We start from the raw sequence: 23811 nt of genomic DNA on the forward strand, positions 1-23811 counted from the left end.
GTTATTTCCGATTTTAGCCTAGAAAATAGAAATGAAAACTTAAAAAACTATCTTAAGTTTCTAAAAAAGTTGCATCGCGAATAGGTCGCAGCATAAACATCTAATCCCTACGATCGTTAGTTTTGGAATCTGTTTTAAACCACGACAGCATTTCTTTTAGATTCGATACAAACAAAATTCCGGTTTCTATGCTACTGTCTTCTTTGGAATTATTTCGTTTTTTATTGTAGATGGTATCCAGATTGATGACTATGATTTCTTTATTGTTAGCTGTCGGTAAATCCTGTGTTTCAACAAAATCCATAGTCTTATTTACCTCATTTGCCAATGTTCCATGAGGTTACTTCACAATTCTGATTTTAGTAGTGTAGGCAGTTTTAATTTTTCTATTTTGTTTTTGGCAATAAGATAGATGTAAACAAAAAGTCCGATCACATTTATTCAAGCTACAGCAGAGTATAATTGTAAATTTCGATTTTTTTCCTATTTGCAGTAAGAGCGTTTGATTTAATGTTTGAATTGTTATAAGAAGAATAGACATAAATCGATAGTAGGAGTAATAAAATCGGGGAACGTAACATTTATGATAATAGTAATTTGCAGGTTATAAACAAGTAATTTGGTTTTATAATTACTTTTGGGGCAGTAGTATTCGAACTGTTTCATCTCTAGGACTAGCAACTGCTGATAAACTGTTAATCGTCGATACAAGTACGAAATGAGATTGTTTTTTGAATCTTTCGTCGATATCTTCCGTATCATTTGTGCATGAAGTAGCTCTAAAATAAAAAAACCCATTCGCGTTGGCGAATGGGTTTTATAATCTGAAACAAGTTCAGATAAAGGTAAGTAAGTAATCTAAATTGTGTTGATAAAACGTTTATTTTACTTTATTAAGTATTGCTTTGAAAGCTACTGGGTGGTTCATAGCTAAATCGGCTAGAACTTTACGGTTCAATTCGATGTTATGCTTTTTTACTTTACCCATGAATTGTGAATAAGACATTCCTTCCAATCTGGCTCCAGCGTTGATACGTTGAATCCACAAAGCGCGGAAATTTCTTTTATTCACTTTTCTGTCACGGTAAGCGTAGCACATTGCTTTCTCTACCGCATTCTTAGCAACTGTCCAAACGTTTTTACGTCTACCAAAGAAACCTTTGGCTTGCTTCATTATTTTTTTTCTTCTTGCTCTTTTTGCAACTGAATTTACCGATCTTGGCATAATTTTATTGTTTTTTTGTAGCAGGCGGCTTGAATTGAATCAAAAGCACTTAATGGCCATACTCCAAGGTTATTTTAAATTGTTTTAACCTAAAGAATTTAAAAAAGTGTTCAGTTTTCAGATTTTAGTGTTCAGTTAGAAACTGCTTACTAAGAGCTGACGACTGATTACTAAATTATATAATTCTTAATTGTTGTTTGATACTTTTCATATCTGTTTTGTGAACTAGCGCAGAGTGTGTCAATGCTAATTTACGTTTTTTAGACTTTTTGGTCAAGATATGACTTTTAAAAGCATGCTTTCTTTTAATCTTTCCAGAACCAGTAACTTTAAAACGTTTCTTGGCGCTAGATTTGGTTTTCATTTTAGGCATTTTTTCCTAGTGTTTTAATTTATTCTTACTTACTTATCTTTCCACTCCCCAGTCCTCCCCGGTGGGGAAGGAGCCGAGAAGTAATATTTTTATTCTCCCTTGAATTCTTGCTAGAGTTTCTTGTCCCCTCCGAAGTAGGGGTTGGGGGAGGATTTTATTTCTTCTTCTTAGGAGCAATGAACATAATCATTCTCTTTCCTTCAAGAACTGGCATCGCTTCTACTTTACCAAATTCTTCAAGATCTGTTGCTAATCTTAATAATAAGATTTGACCTTGATCTTTATAGATAATCGAACGTCCTTTAAAGAAAACGAATGCTTTCAATTTAGCACCTTCTTTTAAGAATTTTTCTGCATTTTTTCTCTTAAACTCATAATCATGCTCATCTGTTTGAGGACCAAAACGGATTTCCTTAACGACTACTTGTGTTGATTTCGCTTTTAGGATTTTATCACGTTTCTTTTGCTCGTAAACAAATTTTTTATAATCCATGATTTTACAAACTGGAGGCTCAGCATTGGGCGAAATCTCAACTAAATCCAATTCAAACTGGTCAGCTAATCTTAAAGCTTCTGATAGTTTAAAAACTCCAGGCTCAATATTTTCACCTACAAGTCTCACTTCTTGTACACCACGAATCAGACTATTAATTCTGTGTGCATCTTTTTTTTCTACGCGAGGTTGGTAACCTCTGTTGCTTCTTATTGCTATGACTTTATAATTTAAGTTAAACTGTAAATACTTTTAATGTTTTATTTATTTCTTCATTTACAATAGCAACAAATTCTTCTATTGTAACGCTGATATTTCCTTTTCCTTCCTGACCATGACGACGGATAGAAATTGTTCCATTTTTCTCCTCTTCTTCACCAACAATCAGCATAAACGGGATTTTTTGCATTTCTGCATCCCTGATTTTCTTGCCTATAGTCTCATTTCTGTTATCAATCAGGGCGCGAATTTCGCGATTTTCTAGCAAATCTAAAACTTTTTTCGCATATATTTCATATTTTTCGCTTAAGGACAATATTATAGCCTGCTCAGGCATTAACCACAGTGGGAAATTTCCCGCCGTGTGCTCTAGCAAAATAGCAATAAAGCGTTCCATAGAGCCAAAAGGAGCTCTGTGAATCATTACTGGTCTGTGCAATTCATTGTCAGAACCTTTATAAGTTAAATCAAAACGCTCTGGAAGGTTATAATCGACTTGAATAGTTCCTAATTGCCATTGTCTGCCCAAAGCATCTTTAACCATGAAATCCAATTTTGGACCATAGAAAGCAGCTTCGCCATATTCAATAACCGTGTTTAAGCCTTTATCTGCCGCTGCACTGATGATCGCATTCTCCGCTTTTTCCCAGTTTTCATCAGTACCAATGTATTTATCTCTATTTTCTTTGTCTCTTAATGATATTTGAGCCGTGAAATTTTCAAATCCTAAAGAACCGAAAACGTAAAGTACTAAGTCAATTACTTTTTTAAATTCTTCGTCTAATTGATCTGGAGTACAAAATATATGCGCATCGTCCTGAGTAAACCCTCGCACCCGAGTCAAACCGTGTAATTCACCACTTTGTTCGTATCTATAAACCGTACCAAATTCAGCATAACGTTTTGGTAAATCTTTGTAGGACCATGGTCTAACATTATAAATTTCACAGTGATGTGGACAGTTCATCGGTTTTAATAGAAACTCTTCTCCCTCATGCGGTGTACTTATAGGTTGAAAACTATCAGCACCATATTTTGCATAATGACCAGATGTTACATACAATTCTTTTTGACCAATATGAGGGGTTACAACTTGCTCATAGCCCCCTTTTTTTTGTGCTTTTTTCAAGAACTGTTCCAATCGATCTCTTAATGCAGCTCCTTTTGGTAACCATAATGGCAATCCTGCACCTACTTTTGCTGAAAACGCAAACAATTCAAGTTCCTTGCCTAGTTTTCTGTGATCTCTGCGTTTTGCTTCTTCAAGTAATACTAAATATTCTGTAAGGTCTTTTTGTTTTGGAAATGAAGTTCCATAAACACGAGTTAGTTGTTTGTTTTTTTCATCACCACGCCAGTAAGCTCCGGCAACACTCATAATTTTCATTGCTTTGATAATTCCAGTATTTGGAATATGACCACCGCGGCATAAATCAGTAAAAGTGTCATGATCACAGAACGTAATTGTTCCGTCCTCAAGATTGGTAATTAGTTCTGTTTTATAAACGTTGTCTTTGTATAATTCCAAGGCATCCGCTTTTGATACAGGACGTAATTTGAATTCATGTTTTCCTCTTGAAATTTCAAGAACTCTGTCTTCAATTTTTTTGAAATCTGCGTCTGTAATTTTATGATCTTCAAAATCTACATCATAATAAAAACCATTTGCGATTGCAGGTCCTAGCGTTAATTTGATTCCAGGATACATCTCCTCAAGAACCTGTGCCATCACGTGCGAAGTAGAATGCCAAAATGCTTTCTTTCCATCAGCGTCATTCCAAGTGTAAAGAATAAGATTTCCGTCCGTCGTCAATGGTGTACTGGTCTCAATTGTTGTACCACTAAAAGAAGCTGAAATCACATTTCTAGCAAATCCTTCACTAATGCTTTTAGCAACATCCATAGGTGTTACACCAAGAGCAAACTCTTTAATTGACCCGTCGGGCAAAGTAATCTTAATCATTGTTTGATATTTTAAGAATGCAAATATAGAGCATTACAAAAACACAACCAATATATATGTAAGGTTTGTTAGTCTAAAGCTTGTAATCTAAATTAGTTTGTAAAAATCAATGTTGTTTACCTAAATGATTCTAGATCTTTCAAAGTAGGAACTCAAAAAAGGACTTCCAATTTAATCGCGTGTCGATTTTAAATTTAACTCTATTAATAACAAGGGTCTATAAATCTATTTTCTTTAATTCCTTATAATTCACATACAAACGACGCAATAGAATTCCGTATAATAATCTGTAAAACAACCATAATAAACCAAATAATAAAAGGCTGATCAGGAGTAAAATACCTATTGTAATCGCCATTACCTTGTTGTTTTCGGCGATTTTCTCTTTTAAGACCTCCATTTCAGGATTGTAAACAAATGCAATGATGAATCCAATTATCAAGCTAAATACTAGCATTGCTAGATTGTACCAAACATAATATTGAACTGTTTTGCGTGTTTTTAAAATATCCTTCATCAATTGTTTGGTAGAAGCAGTTGTCGATATTAGAATATAATTTTTGTAAAATAAATAAATAAAAACTAATATGACTGCATAATTAGCATAGTTCAACACCTCAAAATAAGGAATGAACTCGCTATGTTGTATTTTTTCTAAATACTCATCCGAATCAAAACAAACGCTAAGACAGGTCCATAATAATACCTCTAAAATACTGATGATCAAAATCCACTTCACAATCGAAGATGATTTTTTATGAATCATTTTATAAATTTCGATTTCTGATACTTGTTCAAAAGAATGATCATCCTTCTGCCAGTCTTTCTTTAATAAATCCAGCTCTTTCATATTCCTAATGGATTTAATATTTTTTTTAATTTCCCTTTTATCCTATTCATTTTTACTCTCGCATTTACCTCACTAATTCCCAGTGTTTCCGCTATTTCGTGATAATCTTTGTCCTCTAGATACATAAAGATCAGCGCCTTTTCAATATCATTTAGTTGGTAAACTGCCTTGTACATTAGCTTTAATTGTTCCTCTTCTTCATAATCATATTCCACATCATTCAGAAAATGTTGGCGACCTTCAAATTCTATCGTGTATATGGATCGTTTTGTTTTTCGGTACAAAGTAATCGCCGTGTTGAGCGCGACTCGGTACGCCCAAGTAGAAAACTTACTGTCTCCCCTGAATTTCGGAAAAGCCTTCCACAACTGGATTGTAATTTCCTGAAACAAATCCTTGTGCGCATCATCGCCATTAGTATACAACCTACAAATCTTGTGGATTATATTCTGGTTTTCCTGCAGCTGTTTTACAAAAGATTGTTCTAGATTTTCACTCATAGTATATACGTTAGTAAGTCAATACTGGTTTTTGTTACAATGCTTCCTTTTTTTTGGAGCACAAAAATTTTCACTTCACAAAAAAAGAGTCGTCCCGCTGTACATTTCAATCTTTTTTTCTGAAAAAAAATCAGAAAAAAAAGGATTTCCACTTCTATCGGGGCTAATTTACCCATTTTGTATTTCACAACAACAGTTGGTAAATACAAATTGTCAAATCACATTCCTACTTTTACAATAAACGACTAAGGGCTATCAATGGAGACTTTACAAAATTGTAGTTTGAAAACCAAAGTTTCACTATTAACAGTATTCAGTTTTATTTAAGTGTGAAAAGAAGGAGAAAAGGGTTTAAAAAAGCCTTTTATGAATTTCATAAAAGGCTTTTGATAAGTGTAAAAAAGTATTATACTATTTTTTACATTCAGAATAATCAACATTAAAAGTATATTTTTTATCGCTAACTTTTTTAACAGCAGGATTATTGATGTGATCTGGTTTATAGGCTGCACCAGTCCCTAAATCTACTCCAAGACCCAATAATCCAAACGATACAACGCTTAAGATAAAGTTTCCAGTTCTAAAAGCAGTATTAAAAGTTTGTTTTTTAGGATCGCAACCTTCTTCTTTTAATTCTACGTTTAAGGCTTTATTTCTTGGAAATAATGCGGTAACTTGTCCGTCACCCATTTTTTGGCCATCAACGTAAATTGCTGCGTTTGGTCGGTCCTTGGCAACAATTGTACCTTCGTACCTACTACCACCAAACATAACACCACAGCTATTTAGCAAAACAAGCATCGATAAGGAGACCACAACAACTGAAATTCTTTTTTTCATAAGGCAAATATTTTTTTGGTTATACTTAATTAAGTAGCTAAAATAGTAATAATTGAATCGTAATTACAAGTGTTTTTCACCTTTTTTTTGTTGTTTGGTGGCTATTTACCGAATTTATTTTAATTTTATAATGTAAGTCATTGGTAGCTAATTTCTTAAATCTTTACTAACTTTGTAATTCATCATTCTATTTTAAAAATGAACATCCCAAATTCAGCTTTACCCAGAATAGTAATTATAGGAGGTGGCTTCGCAGGAATTGCATTGGCCAAAAAGCTAAAAAATAAAAAAGTTCAGGTGGTTCTTTTAGACAAGCACAATTACCATACTTTCCAACCTTTATTATATCAAGTAGCTACTGGCGGTCTGGAAGCCGGTTCTATAGCCTACCCAATCCGAAAAGTAATTCAGGAATACGATGACGTTTATTTTAGGCTCACCAATGTTCAAGAAATAGATACTACAAATCAAAAAGTAATTGCTGAGATAGGCGAATTAAGTTATGATTATTTGGTGATTGCTACCGGCTCGAAGACCAATTATTTTGGCAATAAAGAAATCGAGCGCAACAGTATGGCTATGAAAACAATACCGCAATCGCTCAACATACGTAGTTTGATTCTTGAAAACTTTGAACAAGCCGTTTTAACAACTGATGTAGCCGAACAAAACAGCCTTATCAATTTTGTGTTGGTTGGTGGCGGACCAACAGGAGTAGAGCTTTCTGGCGCTTTGGCCGAAATGAAAAAAGCGATTCTGCAAAAAGATTATCCCGATCTTGATATTGCCAAAATGGAAATTAACCTAATTCAAAGTGGCGACCGTATCCTGAATACCATGAGTGAGAAATCCTCACAAGCAGCTGAAAAATTTCTTGTTAGTTTGGGTGTGAAAATTTGGAAAAACGTCCGAGTTACGAACTACGATGGACGAACGATCACCACTAATTCCGATTTAACCTTTGAAACCGCAACTGTTATTTGGACTGCAGGTGTGCAAGGTGCTATTGTAGCCGGATTAGATGCACGATCTTTAGTAGAAAAGGTAGAGCGCATCCTAGTAAACGAATTCAATCAAGTAGTGGGATATGAAAATATTTTTGCTGTGGGTGATATTGCCTCGATGGAATCTGAAACCTATCCGCAAGGACATCCTATGATGGCACAACCGGCCATGCAACAGGGGGAATTATTGGGGGAAAATCTGGTAAAATTAATTCAAAATAAGCCCATGGAAGCTTTCGAGTATAATGATAAAGGTTCTATGGCAACAATTGGAAGAAATAAAGCAGTTGTCGATTTACCCAAGTACCATTTCAGTGGCGTTTTTGCTTGGTTTGTTTGGATGTTTGTACATTTATTTTCACTAATTGGATTTAAAAATAAAGCAGTAGTTTTCTTAAATTGGGTTTATAATTACATTCGTTTTGACCGCGAGGGTCGTTTGATTATCAGACCGTTTAAAAAGAAAAGTTTTACCACGTTTACTAGTGATGAAATGTAGTAAAGGAATTCGTGTGTAGAAATGCTTTTTAGGACGTATCAAAAATTAATTTCAAACCTCGATATTAATTTGATAAAGTAAAGCTGATAACGCACAATAACTGGCCACGAACAGAAACTCCACAACAGCAAACAGAAAACCCAAAACAGAAAACAGATAACCCAAAACAGAAAACAGAAAACAGAAAACCCAAAACAGACAACAGATAACCCAAAACAGAAAACAGATAACCCAAAACCTAAAACTCTTTTCCCTTATAGTAATTTACCATCAAATTCACATATTTGTTATAACTCTCTAGGCCATCCTTTTGCTGGTTTATTTTGAGGAATTGATCATAAAAAGCATGGAACCCTTTGTCAATAATTGTGTCATATTGCTTCCAGAAATCTTCGCTTTCTTTGTAGTTTTTTAAAATTCCGGTATTGACCGTTTTTAATAATTGTTTAAAAACAGCCTCATCTCTCGCTTGCCAATTCCCTAAGCAATAGCGTAAAGCCATACTATAACCGGAATATTGAATGTATAAATCTTCATTTTTTATGGATGCTAGAAAGCCGATAAAGTTGCATTCACTTTCACTGGCAAAACCCATTTGGTGTGCCATTTCGTGGTTCGTAGTCATCGGGAAACTGTACATAGGCCCTAAATAATTAACTTGTGCTTCATTCGTAAATGGATTCAAGTACCCTCCAAAACCCATATAAGTTAACGGCAAACTGAACAATGATTTCTTACTACTTGGATTGCTGTATTCAAAAAATAGATGTTGTTTTGAAAGTGTTTTATATCCGTTCAGATTCATTTCAAAAACCTGCTCTTGCGAATAAGGGACGATGATTTTTAAGCTATCATTCTTTGTAATCTGCATTTGAATGGCATTTGTTCTAGCGATTAATTTTTGGGTAAAAATCAAAAGATCAGCATCGGTATAATCGCGTTCAATATTCATTTTTTCAAACAGCGGTTGGCGGTAATAATTTAAACCCCACAGTAAATGAAAACAAAAATAAAAAACCGACAGAAAACTTAAAATCGCTAAAACATTATTTTTCCAATCTGTTTTCCACGTTTTTCTTTTTCTCAGAAGCCACTTGAAACCCAATACAATCAAAATAAAGTAAAGGCAATCCCCTACGGAAAAAGGGATTCTCCCAAACGCAATTCTAGAATATTGAGAAAGAATAGGGTACAATCCGTTACTGTAAAATTGTTCCACATTTTCTGGAAAGAAAGGGATGATTTTCAGAATGATAATTTGGAACAATAAAAAGGAAGGGAGAATGTATTTGCGTTTCACGGAGTGTTTTTTCAAAATGTAAATATAATTACAATATCAATTAGTACCATAAGGAATTTAAACTTTGTAACTTTGAACTTTAAAAATAGTAAACTTCAAATATCAATAAATGAGTCAAGAAATAAGAAATTTAGAACCAAAAGCGCTGTGGAATAAGTTTGCCGATTTAAATGCGGTTCCACGTCCTTCTAAAAAAGAAGATAGAGTAATTGCATTCATGAAGAACTTTGGCGAAAGCCTTGGATTAGAAACTTTTGAAGATGATATTCGCAATGTTATCATTCGCAAACCGGCAACTGCTGGAATGGAGAACCGAAAAGCAATTGTGCTTCAAGGACATTTGGATATGGTGCACCAAAAAAATGCAGATACTGTTTTTGATTTTGATACACAAGGAATCGATATGTATGTAGATGGAGATTGGGTTCGTGCTCGCGGAACTACGCTTGGTGCTGATAACGGTCTTGGAGTTGCAGCTATCATGGCAATATTAGAAAGTACTGATATTCCGCATCCTGCAATCGAAGCTTTGTTTACCATTGACGAAGAAACAGGAATGACTGGAGCGTTGAACCTACAAGGCGGTATTCTGCAAGGTCAGATTTTATTGAATATGGATACCGAAGAAGATGATGAAATCGACATTGGTTGTGCCGGAGGAATTGATGTGACGGCTACTGCTGAGTACGATGAAGAGGAAACTCCAGAAGGTTCAGTAGGGTACACCATTACTGTAAAAGGTTTGAAAGGCGGACATTCAGGAATGGATATTCACAAAGGCTTGGGTAATGCGAATAAAATCATGAACCGATTGTTGTTTGATGGTTTTGATAATTTTGGTTTGCAAATTTCAGAAATAAAAGGAGGAAGTTTACGTAATGCTATTCCTCGTGAAAGTATGGCGAAGGTTATTATTGCAGAGGTGTATGATGAAGCTTTTGTTTTTGACATGCAGCAAATTGTTAACGAAATCAAAACCGAGTTTAAAACAACGGAACCCAATTTAGAAGTTGTTTTTGAAAAAATGGATGCAGCTGCTGCTAAAGTAATGCCAACAATTGCTCAGTTTTACTTTGTAAGATCCATGTACACTGCTCATAATGGGGTGTATAGAATGAGCGCTGATTTTGACGATCTAGTAGAAACCTCTAATAATATTGCCAAAGTAATTGTGGGAGACGGACAACTTACAGTACAATGTTTAACACGTTCTTCGGTTGAAACTTCTAAATTTGATTTGGCTAATGCCTTGCGTTCTGCTTTTGAACTTATGGGTTGTGAAGTGGAATTTTCAGGATCTTATCCGGGTTGGACACCCAATTCAGAATCAGAAATTTTAGATGTTTTAGTTCCAATTTACGAGAAACAAAACGGTGAAAAACCAAAAGTAGTAGCGTGTCATGCTGGATTAGAATGTGGAATTCTGGGAACCAATTATCCAGATATGGATATGATTTCTTTTGGACCAACCATTCATGGAGCTCACTCTCCAGACGAAAGAGCGAGTATTTCCTCTTCTCAGAAATTTTGGAAATTTGTATTGGAAATTCTAGCGACGATTCCAGTAAAATAATAGTTTAAAAACCATAGAAAAAGGCATAATTAATTTCCATTTAGGATTTTAATTATGCCTTTTTATTTATAAAATAATTTCTAATCGGCGGGTTCAGAGAGGTTGTTTTTCAAATGTTCACTATCCCAACTATGGTTTGTTGCTGCAATCTGCGAATATAGATCGCTTTTTAGTAACTGTTCCTGTAGTTCAATTTCTTCTTTAATAGTAATGAGGTACGCCATTTTATCATGACGTTTTTCAGCTAATTTACGAGTGGTAATTTCGTCATATTTTATAAATTGTCGTCCTTGTCTAGTGGCTGAATACTTGCGATGGCCTAATTCTACTAAGGCGTCAACACCCATATTTACAGCGCTGTATAATGTTTCTCTGTAAATATGCTCGACTTTATGATCGATTAGTTCATAAGCATCATTTCGATTTCGGGCACGGGTCAAGATTTTTAAGTGAGGAAAATGTTTTTTTAATGTTTCAATTACTTGCAAATTTACGGATGGATTGTCTATGGCTGCAATAAAAAGTTTGGCGTTTTCACAACCAGCCGCTTTCAGCAATTCCAATCGTGTTGCATCTCCATAATACACTTTGAAACCCATTTTTCGTAACAAATCAATTCGATCAGAATCATAATCAAGAATAGTCGATGTAACTTTATTTGCTCTCAATAAACGCCCTACTGTACTGCCAAAATGGCCAAAACCAGCAATGATAACAGGATTGTCTTCATCTATGAAATCATCATCTTTATTAATTTCCGTTACTTTTTCTTTGATTCTGGAATTGGGATAAATTATTCGCTCGTTTATTAGCAATAAAAAAGGAGTTGCAAGCATACTCATAGCGATTACCGCCATCACTTGATTTGCCAAAACACTAGGAATGATATTCAATTGCATGCAAAAACTCATGATTACAAAACCAAATTCCCCGGCTTGACTCAAACCAAAAGCAAACAAAAGGTTTTGGTTGATATTTTTTTTGTGAAATCTACTAATTACAAATAAAACTACAAATTTTACCAAAGTTAGGATGGCTCCAAAAATAAAAATGAAAAGAGGATTTTCAATAATTAATTGAAAGTTTATTGATGCGCCAACACCAAGGAAAAAAAGGCCTAAAAGCAACCCTTTAAATGGCGCAATATCTCCTTCTAATTCATGTCGAAATTCCGAGTTAGCCAATACAACTCCAGCCATAAAAGCACCTAGTGCAGGACTTAATCCAACCAACTGCATCGAGTACGAGACTCCAACTACTAGTAATAATGCAGAGGCAGTAAACAATTCTTGTAACCTAGTTTTTGCAATTATATGCAATAGCGGAACAAATACATAACGACCGGCAAAATAAATAGTCGATATAATCCCCAGAACAATTAGAGTTTGCAACCAGCTTGGAAATCCAGAAATTAAGGATTGTGGCGCATCACTTGTCACTTCAAGGTTTACAGTTGAAAGTAGCGGTAAAAAAGCTAATATTGGGATCACAGCGATATCCTGAAACAGTAAAACGGCAAAGGAGGAACGGCCTACTGATGTATTCAATAATCCTTTCTCTTTTAAAGTTTGCAGCACAATTGCCGTTGAGGATAAGGCGAGTGCTAGCGAAATGGCTAAGGCAGTTTCCCATTTCCAATCCATAAAAATAAGACATCCAACAAATAAAAGTACAGTGGTTCCTAGTACTTGAGAAGATCCCATTCCGAGGATGAATTTTCGCATTTTCCAAAACTTGCGGGGTTCTAGTTCCAGACCAATTAAAAATAGCATCATCACAACACCAAATTCAGCAAAATGCATAATGTCCTCACCTTCCTGACCAATAAATCCCAAAACATAAGGGCCAATTACGATTCCAGCCAATAAGTAGCCCAAAATAGAACTTAAGCCTAGCTTTTTAGCAATAGGAACGCAAATTACTGCGGCCGATAAATAAATGATTGCTTGTAATAAAAAATTGGTATCCATATTAAACTTGTATTGTAGCAAACCATTCGTTCAAATAATGGTATTGCAAAATGGTATCAGAATCCAAATCATTGTTTTCTAAATAGTCAAGTAAATAGCCATAAACTACTCCGTTTTTCTCATAATCTTCTTTGGCCATGTTATGAGTTCCATGAACTACAAAAGGAGGCAAGTAGAGCATGTTACATACTTTTGCCGTTTGATTGAACGGTTCCAGCAATTCAACAATACTATAACGATCACTCCCTGTTTCGCAATAATTCTCCTTGTCACCTCCAGTGGTAATGACCTGAAATATAATTTTGTCCTGTAGTGCTTTTCCTTTTTTTCCATACGCCCAGTTGTGTTCTAATACCATATCAATCCATTGTTTCATTAATGGAGGGCAGCTGTACCAATACATTGGATGATGCCAAATAATGATATCGTGTTGGCTCAATAGAACTTGCTCGTGCTTTACATCAATATCAAAGTTGGGATATTCTTCGTATAAATCATGAAAAGTGATGTTTTCTGAATGGGGAATATTTTCCACCAAAGCCTTGTTCGCGTGCGATTTTTCGAATAATGGATGAGAAAATAAGATTAAAATTTTATTTTTTGCCATAAAATTTAGTGGTTAACTATGTCTTTTTCAGAAATTTACAACTGCTTAATGTCTGATTTACAGTATTTTTTGACCTTTTTAAAATTATTGAAAGATATAAAATATTGTTTAGTATTTTTGATAGCAATTGGCTGAAAAGCTATTTTTTTACTTGTAGTAGCTGACAAACTGAAAATCCCGTCAAAATAATAAATCATTCTAACAGGATTTAATCTCTTTGGGTTTAATTCCTAGAAGCTTTGTTTCGATTTTTTTAGCCACAGATTCACAGATTTTCAATAATCTTTTTTAATCTGTGAATCTTTGGCTGTTATTTCGCTACTACTTCTGGGGCTCTGCCCCGAAGTAATTTATTTAAAGACATTCTTCGGTTTTTTAGGAATTAATCAGCTAGTGGTATAAAAGCGGTTAATCCATCTAATTGTTTTTTTGTTTAATTTTTGAAAAAAGTGGTCAATAGTTTTTTGCTTCCCACGACCCAAAGAATGTCATTTTTTTCTAAAATCATATTGGATTCTGGATTAAGAATTCGTCTTCCGCTTCTTTCAATTCCTACAATTAAGGCATTCGTTTTTTCCCGCAATTGAGAATCACGGATCGTTGCACCAATAAATTCTTCGTCTTTAAGTTCAAGTTGTTTTAAGATGATGTCCGTCTCAGAAATTTCAGGAACTTCTATTTCATTTTGATGCAAATAGGATTTAAATTCTTTCACTTGTTTGTCTGTTCCAATAATACAAATTTCATCTCCTGGAAATAAACGTTCATTTTTATTGGGGATATTAATCATAATTTCTCCTCTTTTGATAAAGGCAATATTAATACCTAATTGCTCTCTAATTCTGAGTTCATTCAGCGTTTTACCTGCAATATTTGAAGTTGGAGCAATATCAAATGTGGACATGTGCCCGTCCCAAGGGGTCAAATCACTGCGGCTTCTGATAACTTTTTTGATTTCTCTGGCATTTAAATTTTTGAGAAAGTGGCCTTCAATTTTATGATATTGTGCATTTAATTTTTTTGGAAAGACAAAGTAGATCACGACGGCCGAAATCAGTGATATAAAAGCGATTATTGGAGAGAAAAAGATATTCAATAAAAAGCCAATATAAAAAAGTGCTAAAAGCATCCGCATTAGAATCATCATCAAAATTGGTCCACGGTATTTGCGTTCCTCTCTTAGGATGGCTACTTCTTTGACAGCGACACGACGCAAGGAAAGCGCCCATAAAAAGGGAGAAATGATCACTAAAGTAATTAGTGCGCCAAATATGTTTGCAAAAGGAGATCCTTCTACTAATGGCAAAATGAATTTAGATGACAGCAACGTAACCGCAACAATAATTACGGAGTGAATCACGACTTGGGTCAAAAAAGCTCGGACTACTATTTGCCAATTGCTCACTAATTTAATCGATTGCGTATTAGCACTATATCGTTCAATTTTCTTGATCCATTTTCGCGGTAATTTTTTTTCAAGGTATTCGGAGAATGGAGTAGAGAATTTTACCATAAATGGTGTTGTAAAAGCGGTAACTGCTGAAACTGCCACTACAATAGGATAGAGAAAATCACTAGTTACATTCAATGTCATTCCAAGAGTAGCGATAATAAAAGAGAATTCCCCAATCTGTGATAAACTCATCCCAGTTTGCACCGATTGCTTTAAAGGTTGTCCAGCAAGTAGGGCTCCAATTGTTGAACTAATAGATTGACCTAGAAGCACTACCAATGTCAAAAGAGCCACGGGAAAGGCATATTCATACAACGTTTCTGGATTAATTAACATCCCTACTGATACAAAAAAAACAGCTCCAAAAAGGTCTTTTACCGGTTTAACTAAATGCTCAATGTGTTCTGCCTGAGTGGTTTCAGCAATGATGGATCCCATGATAAAAGCGCCTAGCGCAGGAGAAAACCCTACATTTGCAGCAAGAATAACCATCATCAAACATAAGGCAAGTGAGATGATTAATAACATTTCGTCCGTCAATATGTTTTTTGCTTTTTTGAGTAAAGTTGGGATAAAAAAGATTCCTCCTACGAACCATATTATTAAGAAAAAAATCAGTTTAAAAACGGATAAAATCAGTTCACTTCCTGAAAACTGCTGACTGACTGCAATTGTAGAAAGTAAGACCATCATCAAAATAGCGACAATATCCTGCACAATCAGGGAGCCAACGACAATTCCGGCGAATTTTTGAGTTTTTACACCAAGTTCTTCAAACGTTTTTAGAATAATAGTTGTAGAAGATATCGATAAAATGACTCCTAAAAAGAGGCTATCCATGGATTTCCATCCAATCCATTGTCCTACCAAATAGCCGAGCGAAACCATAGTAATGATTTGTGTTACAGCAGTGATAGAAGCGGTTCCTCCTACTTTCATTAATTTTTTGAAACTGAATTCGAGTCCTAAACTAAATAATAGAAATATTACTCCGATTTCTGCCCAAACTTCAACGCTTTTAATGTCTTTTACGGAAGGGAAAAAAGCAAAATGATTACCAGCTAAAAATCCGGCAATTAAATAACCCAAAACAAGTGGCTGTTTTATTAATCTAAATAATAAAACGGCTACTGCTGCTGTCATCAAGATTAATCCTAAATCTCTAATTAGGGGCTGTAAGTGGTGCGATACGTTTGCAACTGTTTCCGCGGTATTCATCGGCGTTTGCTTGTTTTTTAGATTTTTGTGTATTGTGGTAAGATATAAAAAAACTTTAATTTTAAAAGTATAATTAATACTAAAAACAGCTTTTTATGATTTTTTTAGCAACAAAAATCCCGTTGAAGAGAATTTATTGTTTCTTTTCAACGGGATTTTATAAAATCGAATAATTTTGTTAATCTATATTCCTAAGAAATTACTTGGTGTAATATGCATCAATTCAGCTTTGATTTCATCCGAAACGTCTAAAGTAGCAATAAATCCATGAATGGCATTTTTATCAATCGCTTCGTTGGTTCTAGTCAATCCTTTCAACGCTTCATACGGATTAGGATATCCTTCACGACGTAAAATAGTCTGAATAGCCTCAGCAACGACAGCCCAGTTTTTTTCTAAATCCTCGTGGAATTTCGGCTCGTTCAATAGCAATTTGTTCAATCCTTTCAAAGTAGCTTCAAAAGCGATTAAAGTATGTCCTATGGGTACGCCAATATTTCTTAAAACCGTGCTATCCGTTAAATCACGTTGCAATCTTGATAATGGCAATTTAGCTGATAGATGTTCAAAAATCGCATTGGCAATTCCTAAATTACCTTCTGAATTTTCAAAATCAATCGGATTTACTTTATGCGGCATGGCTGAAGAACCTATTTCTCCTGCTTTGATTTTTTGCTTAAAATATTCCATAGATACGTACGTCCAAATGTCTCGATCTAAATCAATGATGATCGTATTTATTCTTTTCAACGCATCAAAAAAGGCAGCAAAATGATCGTAATGTTCAATTTGTGTCGTAGGGAAGGAGTGATGTAAACCTAGGTTTTCTTCCACAAATTTCCCTCCAAATTTCCTCCAGTCAATTTGTGGATACGCCACATGATGCGCATTGTAATTTCCGGTTGCACCACCAAATTTAGCCGCAAACGGAATATTAAATAATAAACGCATTTGCTCTTCTAAACGCTCTACAAAAACACCAATTTCTTTCCCCAAACGCGTTGGAGAAGCCGGTTGACCATGGGTACGGGCAAGCATTGGAATATCGCGCCATTCCACACTTAAATCTTTTAATTTAGAAGTCAAAGTAATCAAAGAAGGCATGTATACTTTCTCGAAAGCTTCTTTTGTAGATAATGGAATCGCGGTATTATTAATATCCTGAGAAGTCAATCCAAAGTGGATAAACTCTTTATATTGGGACAAACCTAGTTTTTCAAACGCATCTTTTATAAAGTATTCCACTGCTTTTACATCGTGGTTGGTTACTTTCTCCGTTTCTTTAATCCAAAGTGCATCTTCAGTCGAAAAGTTTTTATAAATGTCACGTAAACTTTCAAATAAATTTGGGTTTACGTTTACAAGTTGTGGCAAAGGCACTTCGCACAAAGCAATGAAATATTCAATTTCAACCAATACACGGTATTTGATTAAAGCCTCTTCTGAGAAAAAAGGAGCTAGAGAAATGGTCTTATTTCTATATCTACCGTCGATTGGAGATACAGCATTCAATTCGTTTAAAGTAGTCATTGTTTAGTTGTTTGTTCGAAAAGCACAAAAATAGTTATAAGTTATAAGTTATGGGTTATAAGTTTAGATTTTTATTGCAATTGTAATTGATTTTTTGCCATTGCCATTACCATTTTTTATTACAAGTTCTGGAGCAATTTTTCCCTTAAAAAAGCAATTCCTTTCGAGGCTACTTCTGGAATGACTTCCAATGGATTTCGGAGATTTGGAATTTTTATGGGTTTTGGATCAATATAAAAAATAGGGGTTTCACGAGCTGCGAAATCAATAAGTCCAGCCGCAGGATATACTTGCAAAGAGGTTCCAATCACCGCAAAATAATCCGCACTTTTCGTAATTGTTATGGCCTGGTCAAGCGCTGGAACTTCTTCACCAAACCATACAATATGCGGCCGCAATTGATTATTATTTTCGTCGAAATCGCCAAAATTTAAATCCTCTTGCCAATCCAGAATATAATCTGAGTTTTTTGTACTACGCACCTTCAATAATTCGCCATGCAAATGCAATACATTCGAACTTCCGGCGCGTTCATGTAAATCGTCTACATTTTGCGTAATAATGTACACCTCAAAATCGGTTTCTAATTCAGCAAGAATCTGATGACCTAAATTTGGCTGCACTTCTTTAAGCTGTTTTCGTCTTTGATTGTAAAAATCAAGTACCAAAGCCGGATTTTTACGCCAGCCTTCAGGAGTGGCCACATCCAAGACATTATGACCTTCCCAAAGTCCGTCGCTGTCACGAAAAGTTTTGATACCACTTTCGGCACTGATTCCCGCTCCGGTTAATACGACAAGTTTCTTTTTCATAGTTATGTTTTTTCGCCACAGATTCACAGATTTTTTATGAATTAGGCTTTAGATAGGAAGTTTAAAATTATTAAAAAGAATTGAAAATTTTAGCAGTTGCATTTTTTTTGCCACAGATTTCCAGGTTTTTTTTGGATTAGGCTTTAAATAGAAAGTTTAAAATTATTAAAAATAATTGGAAATTTTAGCATTTGCATTTTTTTTGTCACAGATTTCCAGATTTTTCTGGATTAGAAAAACGATTTAATCTGCGAATTTGCTATGAAGTTTTATTTAATTTTTGGTTTTATATTTTGTACGAAATAAGAAATCAGTGAATCTGTGGCTGTTTTTTATTTTTACTATTTTTGCAAAAAATAATTCCCAATGATTGATATCGATTACCTCGCTTTTCTTGAAAACATTTTAACAGACAACCGAAAAGAAAAATTCCTGAAAGTATTGGAAAACAGAACCAAGCATTTTACAATTGCTGTGGAGGATATTTTCCAAATGCACAATACAAGTGCGGTGATGCGCAGTTGTGAAATCTTCGGAATTCAGGAATTAAATGTAATTGAGCAACGCTACGGAAAAAGTATCGATAAAGAAATTGCCATGGGAGCCCAAAAATGGGTTGATATTAACACCTTCGATAGTATCACGAATTGTGTGGATACGCTCAAAAGTAAAGGCTATCAAATTATTGCCACTACACCTCACGAGAATGATTGTTTGATGGATGATTTTGATATATCGAAACCAAGTGCCTTGTTTTTTGGAACAGAAAGAGACGGATTATCCGAAGAAATTTTGCAACGCGCCGATGGTTTTCTAAAAATACCAATGGTCGGTTTTACCGAAAGCTTGAATATTTCAGTATCTGCTGCAATCATTATTCAAAACCTAACCAACCGATTGCGCAATTCAGACATCGATTGGCATTTAACTGAAAATGAAATTTTAGAGAAACGTTTGGCTTGGGCCAAAAATTCCATCAAAGACATTAAGAGAATCGAAGAGCGGTATTTCTTAGAAAATTAAAATTTGACTTCGCTAACAACTTTTATATCTTTTATGTTACTCGGATTCAATTCATAGCGATACACACCGCCATTTCCTATGGCAAACAAAGTGTTGTTTCTAATTATTAAATCAAAACAATTTCTATCAATGCTATGCACTAAGATGGGTTCTGCGGGATTTTGAATGTTAAATATTTTGATAATATCATCACAAACAAATAAATAATCGGCAGTAAAAAAACCAATTCCTTTTGGTTGCGTAAGTGTTCTGCTGTGAATTAATTTTGGATTCGTAAGATCTTTGGTGTCATAAACTTGTAATACGTTTATATTATTTCCACACGTTGTATTTGAATTCAAGGTTACATAGGAATGTGTACTATTGGCAATGACAGGATCACAAGCAGTAAAGTGTTGCACACTCGATAATTTGATTGGGTTTTCCGGATTTGTAATAGAATAAATAAACATTCCGTTTCTGGATCCAATAAAAAGATTATCTCCGTATGAAAATAGGGTTTCTATGTCAAAACCTATTGGAATCTCATTGACTTTTACCGGCTTTTCGGAATCAATTAACGAGAATACATTCAACTTCATCTGGTCAACGCCGTAGAGATAGTTCCCTTTTATGGCAAAAACAGCAAGTGAACCTCCTTGTCCTATGTCGCTGTTTTGTGCGCTATCACTGTCCGAGCAACCTATAATAAATACGAGTAATATGAAGGATATAATTTTTTTCATTTGTTACTTGATTAAAGTCCAATCGATTATTATTTCATTTTCTTTGGTGTAGCCATATAAGCCGTTTGGAGCTTGCTTTTGAGGAAAGACATTTTTATTTCTGTTGGTGACCGTAAAAATTTTTGTAGTAGGATTGAATGTGGCAGTGACTAAATCTACTGCTTGATTGATGTAAACCGTATTTCCTTTGATGGCTAAATCAGTTGCACCAGGCGCTTTGATAAAATGAAGACGGACAGGTTTAGTAGGATCCGCGTAATCATAAACATGAAATCCTTTATTCACATCATTGATAAACATCAAATCGTCCTTGATGTAGATTTTCCCCGATTTAACAATGGGCTGCGCATTTTGAAAAACAATGGAACTTTCAAGCGTACTGCGGGAAATAATCACCGGTCTGTATTCTTGCCGTATAAAGTCACCGTTTTCCGTTGTTGGCCAACAGGAAATAAATAAAAATGAAACCAGCAGGAGAAGTACTATTTTTTTCATTTGCGAAATCTTTTTTTAAAGATAGTTAAAAGCGCTTTTGGTTGCGTGTAGCGCGTGTTAATTTTAGGTAAAGAAGTTTTGGTATTTGTAAGCGTTAATCTATAATTTTCAATTTCTAGAAAACGAGCTGCTTTCAATCCCGCTATTTTGTTGAAGTATTGTTACGAGTTATTCCAAATCACTTCTTTCAATGTTGTGGATTTCGAATGTTTTTTCGCTTCCAGATTGCTTAATTATTTTTAAAGTAGTGTTGTCTAATGCAATTATTTTCACATTTTCAAATTTTATAGCAGTACTAATGAATCTATTTATTTTGATGTTCATACCCAAGGCATTCCATTCCACATAATTTTTATACCAAAACATTTGACTGAAATATATAAATTGGCATAAGTAACCTATTGATGCTAACATTCTATTCGTTCTTTTGTATTCAAATTCAAAAATTTCAAATCCACCAATTAGAATACAAACGAGAGAAAGTACCATTAAAAGTGACGTCCATTTTTTAAAGGTCAAGTGATTGAAGTGTATTTTTTTCATTACGTTCAGTTGTTGTTAATTACTAGCATTTTGAGGGTTTTGATGAAAGTCTGCGGCTTTCTCATTTTTTAAATTAATTCAAGTTCTAAAAATTGCACAAATTCACAAAGAGCCGATTGCTTTACGACACCAAAAAGACCATTTCAGTGTTAACATGCAATGAAATGGTCTCAATTGTAAGCATGGATTTTTTAATCAATCAAACATCTTCTTGTCTTACTTTGATTAAATATCTTTTTCAAAATACAAGTGAATATAAATGGCAGAACCAAAATTTGTTGAGGTTGATGTAGTGAATCGATATCCTTTTGCTGCATATTCATCTAGTTTTTCCTGAATTTCTTTTTTTGAATCATTGGCAATGTGCTTTGAATCTAAAGTCAATTTAGAGTAATAAATTAAACTTTCTACTTTGTATTCTTTCATAATAGGTTTTTGGTTAATTAAATAATGTGCAAACTTGTTATGTTAATGTAGTTGGTTTTTATTACAAAAAAAATGTTTTTTCTTGTGGTGTAAACAATTCAAACACTTTACAAAATCATTTTAGAAAAAATTTAGGGATTTTTTTGTAAATACTTATGATAAGCAGTCATTTTTTGATGTCTCAACATGTTCTCAAGTTCTTATAATTGCATAAAGTCAGAGCTATTTTGCGTTATCAGAATTACAAATATGTGCGGTCAGGGTTTATTGAGCTATTACGTGGAACGAAGCAATCATAACCAGTATTTTCTTTTTATTATGGGTTATAGTTGTGGGCACGGATTGCAAATCCGCGCTACCGGGGATAAAGAAGCCGAAATTTTCTATTATCACTAAACTTCAAAGGAAGCAAAAATCTTCGGTTTAACACCAAACCCGCCATATTGCCAAGCCGATTTTATCTGGCGTATTTTATCCAGCAATTCTTTTCAAATTTATATTTATTTCTGTTCCAGTAAATAATTTGTATTCTAATCTGACAAAACCATACTTATCATTAAAGTAGGCTAAGAGAGTACTTTTTCCAATTGTAGAATTAGCAGTTGCTGAAATAACTTTGCATTCTAATTCGCCAACATCTGTCATAATTTTTTCTTCTCCAATAATTTTGTAATTATACTTTAATAATAATCTACCAGTCCAAATTCCTGAATTTTTATTTGACCAATATTCTGCAATACTCATTTCATCATTCCATTCATAGCCAAATTTTTGGTTTAGTTTTATGTATGGAAATGGACAAGTTTCCAATACTTTCAAGAAACCTAATCTTGGTGGGTGAATCCACACATTAATATCATTTTCGACAATTCCCGTACTTGTAATAGATATTGGATTTGGCTCAAAACTATATTTAATTTCTGTTTGATTTTTATTCGTTCTTTGAAATATTTTTGGTTTTATTACTACTAGTTTTATTTCAATAATTCCATTTTTTTACTTTTATTAATAGTTAAACTATCGTCAAAACTTTTATCAAGAAAATATTCGGTATCATTTTTTTTAATTTCTATTGAATAAAAGAAAGATTTTTCAATTTTATAAATTAAATTGTTTTTATCAATTTTTCTCTTTTCAATTATTACTCCATCATATTGTTGCGAGAAACAAAAATTTGAAATAAAAAATGTTAAGATTATAAATATATTTTTTTTAATTATTTTTAAGTGTGATTTTGAAATATGACAGATAACGTCAGTCCGTGAAAAAACTTTCGTTGATTTCCTTCAAATATAGTATATATTTCTATGGTAAAAGGCAGAAAAGTTGTATTTAAAAGTTACAACCCATCACTGGAATTCCTTTCAATCAAATGGTTTTCTCTCCCGAAGTTCTGGGAGTAGAGGATACGATTACCAGATAACACTCCCGATGCTTCAGGATTGTTTTATCGATGCCTTTTGGAAATCCAAAATCAGTGGTAGAATTCTTAGGTGGTTATACCCATAAAATCGCTAGTAGCAACAACTGAATCCAAAGTGTTGACCATCAAAACGTAACTTTTAGCTACAAAGATTACAAGCAAAACGGATTTAAGAAATAAATGATACTTATCCATGCCGAATTTATCCGACGTTTTTCGTTGCCTATTTTGCCTAACAAACCCTTTGCTCTTATATGCCGGGTTTCTTTTCATCTATATATTTTTGGTTGTAAAATTTGTTTGGTTTCAAGTAAACACTATTATTTTGAAAATCCAGAAAAATATTAAATTTCTTCAAAATTTCGTTCCCTAAAATAGGCACATTTTTATCCTTTAATGGTCTTTGAGTAGTTGTTATTTGAACTGGAATATTTTTAAGTTTATATTTTCCAATTTTCAAGATTTCCAAATTTGAAGTGATTAAGTCTATTTCGTTTCCCTGAGCACCTTTCATCATTACTTTTTTGATAAACTTCATTTTGTTAGTTGGAAATTTACCTTTTTTTAATAATTCACCATCTAACATTACCGTTCTTTCAAAACCAGTGTCAAAGAGATAAAGATCTTTATTTACAATTCCATTTTCTTTAATTATGCTGCTCCCCAAAAAACGTACAACTTTTTGTGTGAATTTAAGATAGGATTAAAAACCTTAAATTAGCAGAATTATGTCAAGAACAAGAAGAG

Annotated in this window: 23 protein-coding genes and 1 pseudogene; 4 read left to right on the forward strand and 20 right to left on the reverse strand. The window is 34.0% G+C overall.

The window, feature by feature from the left end; genetic code table 11:
- Positions 1-100 precede the first annotated feature (100 nt).
- From BUC11_RS14385 to BUC11_RS14425, 8 genes are all read right to left on the reverse strand, one after another.
- Entirely contained in the window at positions 101-304 is a 204-nt protein-coding gene (locus tag BUC11_RS14385) for a hypothetical protein (protein WP_073355180.1), read from the reverse strand.
- A gap of 576 nt (positions 305-880) precedes the next feature.
- A complete protein-coding gene (gene rplT / locus BUC11_RS14390) occupies positions 881-1225 on the reverse strand; it encodes a 50S ribosomal protein L20 (protein ID WP_066077922.1) in 345 nt (114 codons plus the stop codon).
- A gap of 175 nt (positions 1226-1400) precedes the next feature.
- Positions 1401-1598 carry a 50S ribosomal protein L35 gene (rpmI, locus tag BUC11_RS14395; protein ID WP_022827375.1) on the reverse strand — a complete coding sequence of 66 codons (198 nt, stop codon included), beginning with the start codon at positions 1596-1598 and terminating at the stop codon, positions 1401-1403.
- Between the two features lie 154 nt (positions 1599-1752).
- The gene (gene infC / locus BUC11_RS14400; RefSeq protein WP_370273076.1) at positions 1753-2310 is read right to left on the reverse strand and encodes a translation initiation factor IF-3; all 558 of its coding nucleotides are present in this window, start codon (positions 2308-2310) and stop codon (positions 1753-1755) included.
- 16 nt (positions 2311-2326) lie between these two features.
- Positions 2327-4273 carry a threonine--tRNA ligase gene (gene thrS / locus BUC11_RS14405; RefSeq protein WP_073355181.1) on the reverse strand — a complete coding sequence of 649 codons (1947 nt, stop codon included), beginning with the start codon at positions 4271-4273 and terminating at the stop codon, positions 2327-2329.
- A 217-nt stretch (positions 4274-4490) separates the two neighbouring features.
- Positions 4491-5123, reverse strand: a complete 633-nt coding sequence (locus BUC11_RS14410; protein ID WP_073355183.1) for a hypothetical protein — start codon at positions 5121-5123, stop codon at positions 4491-4493.
- Positions 5120-5623: an RNA polymerase sigma factor gene (locus BUC11_RS14415; RefSeq protein ID WP_073355185.1), complete on the reverse strand. Its 504-nt coding sequence runs from the start codon at positions 5621-5623 to the stop codon at positions 5120-5122. Before BUC11_RS14415 ends, BUC11_RS14410 begins: the two co-directional genes overlap by 4 nt.
- Positions 5624-6034: 411 nt before the next feature.
- Positions 6035-6463, reverse strand: coding sequence for a hypothetical protein (locus tag BUC11_RS14425; RefSeq protein WP_073355189.1), 429 nt, complete (start codon positions 6461-6463; stop codon positions 6035-6037).
- 198 nt (positions 6464-6661) lie between these two features.
- On the opposite strand from BUC11_RS14425, the gene BUC11_RS14430 reads away from it, so the two are divergent.
- Positions 6662-7966 carry an NAD(P)/FAD-dependent oxidoreductase gene (locus tag BUC11_RS14430; protein WP_073355190.1) on the forward strand — a complete coding sequence of 435 codons (1305 nt, stop codon included), beginning with the start codon at positions 6662-6664 and terminating at the stop codon, positions 7964-7966.
- Between the two features lie 238 nt (positions 7967-8204).
- On the opposite strand, the gene BUC11_RS14435 is transcribed toward BUC11_RS14430, so the two are convergent.
- Positions 8205-9266, reverse strand: coding sequence for a DUF3810 domain-containing protein (locus BUC11_RS14435; RefSeq protein ID WP_073355192.1), 1062 nt, complete (start codon positions 9264-9266; stop codon positions 8205-8207).
- A 109-nt stretch (positions 9267-9375) separates the two neighbouring features.
- Between BUC11_RS14435 and BUC11_RS14440 the strand changes: the two genes are divergently transcribed.
- Positions 9376-10839, forward strand: coding sequence for an aminoacyl-histidine dipeptidase (locus BUC11_RS14440; RefSeq protein WP_073355194.1), 1464 nt, complete (start codon positions 9376-9378; stop codon positions 10837-10839).
- An 80-nt stretch (positions 10840-10919) separates the two neighbouring features.
- Here BUC11_RS14440 and BUC11_RS14445 read toward each other — a convergent pair whose 3' ends face one another.
- From BUC11_RS14445 to BUC11_RS14465, 5 genes are all read right to left on the reverse strand, one after another.
- Complete coding sequence (locus BUC11_RS14445; protein WP_073355196.1) at positions 10920-12809, reverse strand: monovalent cation:proton antiporter-2 (CPA2) family protein; 1890 nt, start codon at positions 12807-12809, stop codon at positions 10920-10922.
- Position 12810: 1 nt separating this feature from the next.
- Positions 12811-13416, reverse strand: a complete 606-nt coding sequence (locus BUC11_RS14450; RefSeq protein ID WP_073355198.1) for an NAD(P)H-dependent oxidoreductase — start codon at positions 13414-13416, stop codon at positions 12811-12813.
- Between the two features lie 433 nt (positions 13417-13849).
- On the reverse strand, positions 13850-16087 hold the full coding sequence (locus tag BUC11_RS14455; protein WP_073355199.1) for a cation:proton antiporter domain-containing protein: 2238 nt from the start codon (positions 16085-16087) through the stop codon (positions 13850-13852).
- Between the two features lie 183 nt (positions 16088-16270).
- The gene (gene purB / locus BUC11_RS14460) at positions 16271-17617 is read right to left on the reverse strand and encodes an adenylosuccinate lyase (RefSeq protein ID WP_073355201.1); all 1347 of its coding nucleotides are present in this window, start codon (positions 17615-17617) and stop codon (positions 16271-16273) included.
- A gap of 119 nt (positions 17618-17736) precedes the next feature.
- Positions 17737-18429, reverse strand: coding sequence for an SIR2 family NAD-dependent protein deacylase (locus tag BUC11_RS14465; protein ID WP_073355203.1), 693 nt, complete (start codon positions 18427-18429; stop codon positions 17737-17739).
- Between the two features lie 366 nt (positions 18430-18795).
- Here BUC11_RS14465 and BUC11_RS14470 point away from each other — a divergent pair, with 366 nt between their 5' ends.
- Positions 18796-19452, forward strand: coding sequence for a TrmH family RNA methyltransferase (locus BUC11_RS14470; RefSeq protein ID WP_073355204.1), 657 nt, complete (start codon positions 18796-18798; stop codon positions 19450-19452).
- Here BUC11_RS14470 and BUC11_RS14475 read toward each other — a convergent pair.
- The 5 genes from BUC11_RS14475 to BUC11_RS16660 all read right to left on the reverse strand — a co-directional run bounded on the left by BUC11_RS14475 (position 19449) and on the right by BUC11_RS16660 (position 22490).
- Complete coding sequence (locus BUC11_RS14475) at positions 19449-20177, reverse strand: LVIVD repeat-containing protein (protein ID WP_073355206.1); 729 nt, start codon at positions 20175-20177, stop codon at positions 19449-19451. The genes BUC11_RS14470 and BUC11_RS14475 overlap by 4 nt on opposite strands.
- Before the next feature lie 3 nt (positions 20178-20180).
- Positions 20181-20672, reverse strand: a complete 492-nt coding sequence (locus BUC11_RS14480; RefSeq protein WP_073355208.1) for a hypothetical protein — start codon at positions 20670-20672, stop codon at positions 20181-20183.
- 168 nt (positions 20673-20840) lie between these two features.
- Positions 20841-21215, reverse strand: coding sequence for a hypothetical protein (locus tag BUC11_RS14485; protein ID WP_073355210.1), 375 nt, complete (start codon positions 21213-21215; stop codon positions 20841-20843).
- A 225-nt stretch (positions 21216-21440) separates the two neighbouring features.
- Positions 21441-21641: a DUF4177 domain-containing protein gene (locus tag BUC11_RS14490; protein ID WP_073355212.1), complete on the reverse strand. Its 201-nt coding sequence runs from the start codon at positions 21639-21641 to the stop codon at positions 21441-21443.
- A gap of 471 nt (positions 21642-22112) precedes the next feature.
- Positions 22113-22490, reverse strand: coding sequence for a hypothetical protein (locus BUC11_RS16660; protein WP_084129690.1), 378 nt, complete (start codon positions 22488-22490; stop codon positions 22113-22115).
- Between the two features lie 607 nt (positions 22491-23097).
- Here BUC11_RS16660 and BUC11_RS17205 point away from each other — a divergent pair.
- Positions 23098-23304, forward strand: a pseudogene (locus tag BUC11_RS17205) (transposase); the annotation flags it as partial.
- 10 nt (positions 23305-23314) lie between these two features.
- Here BUC11_RS17205 and BUC11_RS17010 read toward each other — a convergent pair.
- Positions 23315-23731: a hypothetical protein gene (locus BUC11_RS17010; protein WP_073355213.1), complete on the reverse strand. Its 417-nt coding sequence runs from the start codon at positions 23729-23731 to the stop codon at positions 23315-23317.
- Positions 23732-23811: the final 80 nt, after the last annotated feature.

The sequence above is a fragment of the Flavobacterium xanthum genome (assembly GCF_900142695.1).
Lineage (GTDB): Bacteria > Bacteroidota > Bacteroidia > Flavobacteriales > Flavobacteriaceae > Flavobacterium > Flavobacterium xanthum.

Coding starts and splice junctions, on each gene's coding strand:
- BUC11_RS14485 (WP_073355210.1), bottom strand. CDS start 21,215: ATGAAAAAAATACACTTCAATCACTTGACCTTTAAAAAATGGACGTCA.
- BUC11_RS14415 (WP_073355185.1), bottom strand. CDS start 5,623: ATGAGTGAAAATCTAGAACAATCTTTTGTAAAACAGCTGCAGGAAAAC.
- BUC11_RS14450 (WP_073355198.1), bottom strand. CDS start 13,416: ATGGCAAAAAATAAAATTTTAATCTTATTTTCTCATCCATTATTCGAA.
- BUC11_RS14445 (WP_073355196.1), bottom strand. CDS start 12,809: ATGGATACCAATTTTTTATTACAAGCAATCATTTATTTATCGGCCGCA.
- BUC11_RS14440 (WP_073355194.1), top strand. CDS start 9,376: ATGAGTCAAGAAATAAGAAATTTAGAACCAAAAGCGCTGTGGAATAAG.
- BUC11_RS14465 (WP_073355203.1), bottom strand. CDS start 18,429: ATGAAAAAGAAACTTGTCGTATTAACCGGAGCGGGAATCAGTGCCGAA.
- purB (WP_073355201.1), bottom strand. CDS start 17,617: ATGACTACTTTAAACGAATTGAATGCTGTATCTCCAATCGACGGTAGA.
- BUC11_RS14470 (WP_073355204.1), top strand. CDS start 18,796: ATGATTGATATCGATTACCTCGCTTTTCTTGAAAACATTTTAACAGAC.
- BUC11_RS14385 (WP_073355180.1), bottom strand. CDS start 304: ATGGATTTTGTTGAAACACAGGATTTACCGACAGCTAACAATAAAGAA.
- BUC11_RS14475 (WP_073355206.1), bottom strand. CDS start 20,177: ATGAAAAAAATTATATCCTTCATATTACTCGTATTTATTATAGGTTGC.
- rplT (WP_066077922.1), bottom strand. CDS start 1,225: ATGCCAAGATCGGTAAATTCAGTTGCAAAAAGAGCAAGAAGAAAAAAA.
- BUC11_RS14455 (WP_073355199.1), bottom strand. CDS start 16,087: ATGAATACCGCGGAAACAGTTGCAAACGTATCGCACCACTTACAGCCC.
- rpmI (WP_022827375.1), bottom strand. CDS start 1,598: ATGCCTAAAATGAAAACCAAATCTAGCGCCAAGAAACGTTTTAAAGTT.
- thrS (WP_073355181.1), bottom strand. CDS start 4,273: ATGATTAAGATTACTTTGCCCGACGGGTCAATTAAAGAGTTTGCTCTT.
- BUC11_RS14430 (WP_073355190.1), top strand. CDS start 6,662: ATGAACATCCCAAATTCAGCTTTACCCAGAATAGTAATTATAGGAGGT.
- BUC11_RS14490 (WP_073355212.1), bottom strand. CDS start 21,641: ATGAAAGAATACAAAGTAGAAAGTTTAATTTATTACTCTAAATTGACT.
- BUC11_RS14480 (WP_073355208.1), bottom strand. CDS start 20,672: ATGAAAAAAATAGTACTTCTCCTGCTGGTTTCATTTTTATTTATTTCC.
- BUC11_RS14425 (WP_073355189.1), bottom strand. CDS start 6,463: ATGAAAAAAAGAATTTCAGTTGTTGTGGTCTCCTTATCGATGCTTGTT.
- BUC11_RS14410 (WP_073355183.1), bottom strand. CDS start 5,123: ATGAAAGAGCTGGATTTATTAAAGAAAGACTGGCAGAAGGATGATCAT.